The organism is Streptomyces sp. UNOC14_S4, from assembly GCF_020740835.1.
Lineage (GTDB): Bacteria > Actinomycetota > Actinomycetes > Streptomycetales > Streptomycetaceae > Streptomyces.
Window position 1 is genome coordinate 1 of record NZ_JAINFC010000543.1, and the last position, 4,938, is coordinate 4,938.

The following is a 4,938-nucleotide window of genomic DNA, read 5'->3' on the forward strand; positions in this document are numbered from 1 at the left end:
GGCGTGAGGCGGTCGGGGGGCGCGTGGCGGGCGAGGAGCCCGGCGGTGCGCTTCGCGCGCCGTCCAGGGGCAGCAGTTCCACCCGGCCCTTGGGCGGGACGGCGCCGTCGACGGTCCGGGAGGACGAGTCCGGTCCCGCGGCTCCCGTCGCGACATAGGCGTCACGGCCGCTGCCACCGCATCCGGAGAGCAAGGCGCCCAGAGTGAGCGCGGCGGCCCCGGCGACGGCGGAGGCGGAGACCACGGTCTTCCGTCGGAGTACCGTCTTCCGTCGCATCGGCCCAGTGTGGCTGACGCAACGTCAGGTGTATATATACGCGGGCGACATGGCGGGCGGGTCCCCCGTTGATCCAGCGTTGACCCAGCCGTTGGCCCAGACCCGGGGCCTGCCGTGGCGGCGGGCCTCAGTCCGCGATGAGGCCTTCCCTGAGCTGCGAGAGCGTCCGCGTCAGCAGCCGGGAGACATGCATCTGGGAGATGCCGACCTCCTCGCCGATCTGGGACTGCGTCATATTGGCGAAGAACCGGAGCATGATGATCTGCCGCTCCCTCGGCGGCAGCTTGGCCAGCAGCGGCTTGAGGGACTCGCGGTACTCGACGCCCTCCAGCGCGGTGTCCTCGTAACCCAGCCGGTCGGCCAGCGAGCCCTCGCCGCCGTCGTCCTCGGGCGAGGGCGAGTCGAGCGAACTGGCCGTATAGGCGTTGCCGACCGCCAGGCCGTCGACCACGTCCTCCTCGGAGACACCGAGGCACAGGGCCAGCTCGGGCACGGTCGGGGAGCGGTCGAGCTTCTGGGCGAGCTCGTCGCTGGCCTTGGTCAGGGCCAGCCGGAGCTCCTGGAGCCGGCGCGGCACGCGCACGGACCAGCTCGTGTCCCGGAAGAACCGCTTGATCTCACCGACGACGGTCGGCATGGCGAAGGTCGGGAACTCCACCCCCCGGTCGCAGTCGAAGCGGTCGATCGCCTTGATCAGGCCGATCGTGCCCACCTGGACGATGTCCTCCATCGGCTCGTTGCGGCTGCGGAAGCGGGCCGCGGCGTAGCGCACGAGAGGGAGATTGAGCTCGATGAGGGTGTCGCGGACATACGTGCGCTCCGCGCTGTCCCGGTCGAGCGTGGCCAGCCGCAGGAACAGCGAGCGGGAGAGGGTGCGGGTGTCGATGGCTTCGCAGTCGTCGAGCACGGCGTGCGGTGCGTCGTTGGCGAGCACCTTCGCGCTGCCCAGGTCTACGGACATGCCACCCCCTTGAGGTCGCGGACGGGTCACAGCAACTCCCTCGGGCGAGGGTTCCGGCCCCCACCTGAATACCGGAGGCCGGGCTGTGGCAAACGCAGTTCCAGCAGAATGTCACATGTCGGCAACACGCTGTAGCGTCAAGTCGACATATCTGCCCAGTGACCGCAGGGGTCCTCACCCGTTCGGGTTACGCGTCGATTCGATTTGCGGACCGCAGTCGCGCGAAGCTGCGGGAGAGCAGCCGGGACACGTGCATCTGGGAAACGCCCAGCTCGGCGCTGATCTGCGACTGCGTCAGGTTGCTGTAGTAGCGCAGGAGGAGAATGCGCTGCTCGCGCTCCGGCAGCTGGACGAGCAGATGGCGCACGAGATCCCGGTGTTCGACCCCGGCCAGCGCCGGGTCCTCGTAGCCGAGCCGGTCGACGAGTCCGGGCAGCCCGTCGCCCTCCTGCGCGGCCTCCAGCGAGGTGGCGTGATACGAGCGGCCGGCCTCGATGCAGGCGAGCACCTCCTCCTCGGGGATGCGCAGCCGGTCGGCGATCTCGGCGGTGGTGGGGGTCCGCCCGTGCAGCACGGTCAGGTCCTCGCTCGCGCCGTTCACCTGCACCCATAGCTCGTGCAGCCTGCGCGGGACGTGCACGGTGCGCACGTTGTCGCGGAAGTAGCGCTTGATCTCGCCGACGACGGTCGGCATGGCGAAGGTCGGGAACTGCACCCCGCGGTCGGGGTCGAACCGGTCGATCGCGTTGATCAGGCCGATCGTGCCGACCTGGACGACGTCCTCCATGGGCTCGTTGCGGCTGCGGAAGCGGGCCGCGGCGTAGCGGACGAGGGGGAGGTTGGCCTCGATGAGGGCGGCCCGCACGCGCGCGTGCTCGGGCGTGCCGGGCTGGAGGGTGACGAACTCCTTGAAGAGCACCTGGGTGAGCGCCCTGGCGTCGGCGCCGCGGCTTCTGGGGAGGGTGTCGCCGTCGCTGGCCCCGTTCCCGTTCCCGTTCCCGTCCCCGTTCTCGTCTTCGTCCCTGTCTTCGTCCTCGACGTCGTCCGTGCCGTTGGTGGTGCTGGTGCTGGTGCTGGTGCTGGTGCTGGTGCTGGTGGTGATCCCGGCGCCGCCGTTGGGGTGGCCGTCGGTTCTTCCGGTGCTGTCGGCGCTGTCCGTGCCGTCCGTACCGTCTGTGTCGCCCGTGTCGCCCGTGTCGCCCGTGTCGCCCGTGTCGCCCGTGTCGCCCGTGTCGCCCGTGTCGTCCTCGGACGGTGGGGCCGCGCGGCCCTCGGAGTCGTCGTCACGACCTGCGGGGGCGGCTCCGCGGGCCTCGGCGGAAGCGGGGGGCTGGTCGCGCTGGAGGGGGGCTTCGGGGACGGTACGGGCCGACACGGTCACGCCACCCTTCACGGTCAACTCATCCGGCAAAAGCGGTCATAGCATCACAAGACCATGGCAATCTCTCAAGCACCGCATAGCGTCGTGTTGGGTGTAAAAAGGCCCCCTCGCCGGGGTCGGCGAGGGGGCCTGTGCTCCATACGGAAGCGGCGTCCCGGCGCATGGCCGGGGGCGGCTCAGAACGGGTAGTCGGCGATCACCCATGTGGCGAATTCGCGCCACTGGGCGGCGGCCGCCTGGTGCGCCGGGTGCTCCAGGTAGCGCTTCAGCGCGTCGGTGTCGTCGACGGCGGAGTTGATGGCGTAGTCGTAGGCGATCGGCCGGTCCGTGATGTTCCAGGCGCACTCCCAGAACCGCAGCTCGGGGATCTCCTTGCCGAGCTCTTCGAACGCGCGGGCGCCCGCGGTGACGCGCGGGTCGTCGCGGTCGATGCCCTCGTTCAGCTTGAACAGGACAAGGTGACGGATCATGGTGCGGCCCCTCACTTGATCAGCTGGGTCATGAATTCGCCGATGCTCTTGGCGGCGTCCGAGATGCCCTCGAACCCTACTTGGACGAGCTCGGCGGCCCGCGCCGGGGAGTGGATGACCGTGTACGCCACGAATATGACGACGGCCCAGAGCGCGATCTTCTTCGCTTGCGCCACGAGCTGCGGCCCTCCCCTTGCGTATGCCCTATGCCCATGCCTCTGTACGGCTTACGGTCGCGTGAGTCTAACCGCACATATGGTCGAAGGTGCGTCTATTGGGGTGGGGTGGCGCGTCGTCGGTGCGCGGCTGCGGGGCCGGTTCCGGGGTGCGCCTACGGGGGTGCGGCTTGCGCTTGGCGCGCGGCTGCGGGCCGGTGGCCCGGTGCGCCCGCCGGGTTGCCACCCGGGCCCGGTGGGCGGCTGCGGGTCCGGTGGGGGCTTGTCGCGCAGTTCCCCGCGCCCCTTGCGGGGCGCGTCCTCACGCCACATTTAAGGACCAAAGGCCCTCTCCGACGGGTCCTTCGCCCGCCGGTCGGGCTCCGGGGGAGGCGGAGGATGGAGGTGTGCCCGCGGATCTGGCAGGAATCCTGCGGGCCGGGACATGGACCTCGCTGCGGGGTCCGGGCCGCGACTTCCCCCCGACTCACGGCCCGGGCTTTGAGGCCATGTCCTCGCCGGGGGAAGCGGCTTGTCCCCCCGATTGCCGCTTCCCCCGACCTTCTCTCTCCCCGATCACCGGGGCTTCGCCCTTTCCCCTCGCGTTCTCCTCGTCATTGCCGAAGGTTCTTACGGAAACCTGTCGGCGGTCCTGCGACAGAGGTGAGAAGCACGTACTGCCGGGGCACCAGAAAGGCATACGGCATATGCGGGCTGAGGGAGGTCGGTGAGGGGCGACATGGGTGCGGACGTACCCGCCTTCGCCATGCGGGAGCGCGTGGCATACGGCGCCATCATCATTGAACTGCACGGCGAACTCGACATCTTGGCGGACCAGGTCCTCTGTCCGCGCGTGGACGCCCTGACGGAACGGTTCCGCGTCGACGTCGTCATCGATCTCCGCCGCGTCACGTTCCTGGACGCGAGCGGCCTGCGCCTGTTGCTGAGAGCCCGTCAGAGGGTGCTCGCCCGCGGCGGCCGTCTGCGGCTCGTCCGCGGCGCGGCGCGCGTCACGAAGGTGCTGCGGCTCGCGGGGGTCGAATCGGCCTTCACGATCCTCGACGTGCCGCCTGCCGCGTGGCCGGAGGAGGGCAGCGTCCCGGCGTGAGCCGCCGGAAACGGGTGAAGGCCCCCATCGCCTGATGGGGGCCTTCACCTTCGGGTGCGCCGCCAGGGACTCGAACCCCGGACCCGCTGATTAAGAGTCAGCTGCTCTAACCAACTGAGCTAGCGGCGCGCTCCATGAATACTACCCTCTGAAAAGGGGTGCTCCCGACCACGTGGCCCGCCCGGCTCGCTCTGCCCGACCGGCCTGACCGGCCCGCCGGGCAGGATGGCCGTATGGCCGATCACGGGAACACGGGTGTCACGCTGCCGCGCGGCGCGACGGGCTTCTATGACCGGAAGGACGGCCCGCCGCCCGGCGTCGGCCTGCGGGAGATCCGTACCGCCCTGCACGCGGCGGCCCGCGCCGCCAAGGGCAGGGCGGGCGAGCTGAGGGAGCAGGGTCCGGGGCACAGCTACCACACGGCGACGATCACCGACCGTACGGGCGAGCACGTCGTCCTGTGCCACGGCAGCCTCCCGTGGGTCGCCTTCGTGCGCGAACGCCGCTACGTCTACACCGACGAATTCGTGCCCCCGCCCCCGTGGGCCCGCGCCTTCACCGCCGCGGGCTTCACGGTCCTCACCCC

At 70.3% G+C, this 4,938-nt stretch carries 5 protein-coding genes, 1 tRNA gene and 2 pseudogenes; 2 read left to right on the forward strand and 6 right to left on the reverse strand.

Going from position 1 to position 4,938, the window contains the following annotated elements; translation table 11 throughout:
- From K6I34_RS31570 to K6I34_RS31590, 5 genes and pseudogenes are all read right to left on the reverse strand, one after another.
- Nucleotides 1–277 (reverse strand): annotated as a pseudogene (locus K6I34_RS31570) (hypothetical protein); the annotation flags it as partial.
- A 127-nt stretch (nt 278–404) separates the two neighbouring features.
- The gene (locus K6I34_RS31575; protein ID WP_121799061.1) at nt 405–1,238 is read right to left on the reverse strand and encodes an RNA polymerase sigma factor SigF; all 834 of its coding nucleotides are present in this window, start codon (nt 1,236–1,238) and stop codon (nt 405–407) included.
- Between the two features lie 187 nt (nt 1,239–1,425).
- Nucleotides 1,426–2,193 (reverse strand): annotated as a pseudogene (locus K6I34_RS31580) (RNA polymerase sigma factor SigF); the annotation flags it as partial.
- A 602-nt stretch (nt 2,194–2,795) separates the two neighbouring features.
- A complete protein-coding gene (locus tag K6I34_RS31585; RefSeq protein WP_229331324.1) occupies nt 2,796–3,089 on the reverse strand; it encodes a Dabb family protein in 294 nt (97 codons plus the stop codon).
- A gap of 11 nt (nt 3,090–3,100) precedes the next feature.
- A complete protein-coding gene (locus tag K6I34_RS31590; RefSeq protein ID WP_229331326.1) occupies nt 3,101–3,265 on the reverse strand; it encodes a hypothetical protein in 165 nt (54 codons plus the stop codon).
- Between the two features lie 718 nt (nt 3,266–3,983).
- On the opposite strand from K6I34_RS31590, the gene K6I34_RS31595 reads away from it, so the two are divergent.
- Entirely contained in the window at nt 3,984–4,352 is a 369-nt protein-coding gene (locus K6I34_RS31595) for an STAS domain-containing protein (protein ID WP_229331328.1), read from the forward strand.
- A 55-nt stretch (nt 4,353–4,407) separates the two neighbouring features.
- Here the strand turns inward: K6I34_RS31595 and K6I34_RS31600 are convergent.
- A tRNA-Lys gene (locus K6I34_RS31600) sits at nt 4,408–4,481 on the reverse strand.
- A gap of 104 nt (nt 4,482–4,585) precedes the next feature.
- On the opposite strand from K6I34_RS31600, the gene K6I34_RS31605 reads away from it, so the two are divergent.
- A partial coding sequence (locus tag K6I34_RS31605) for a hypothetical protein (RefSeq protein ID WP_229331330.1) occupies nt 4,586–4,938 on the forward strand: 353 nt, incomplete at its 3' end.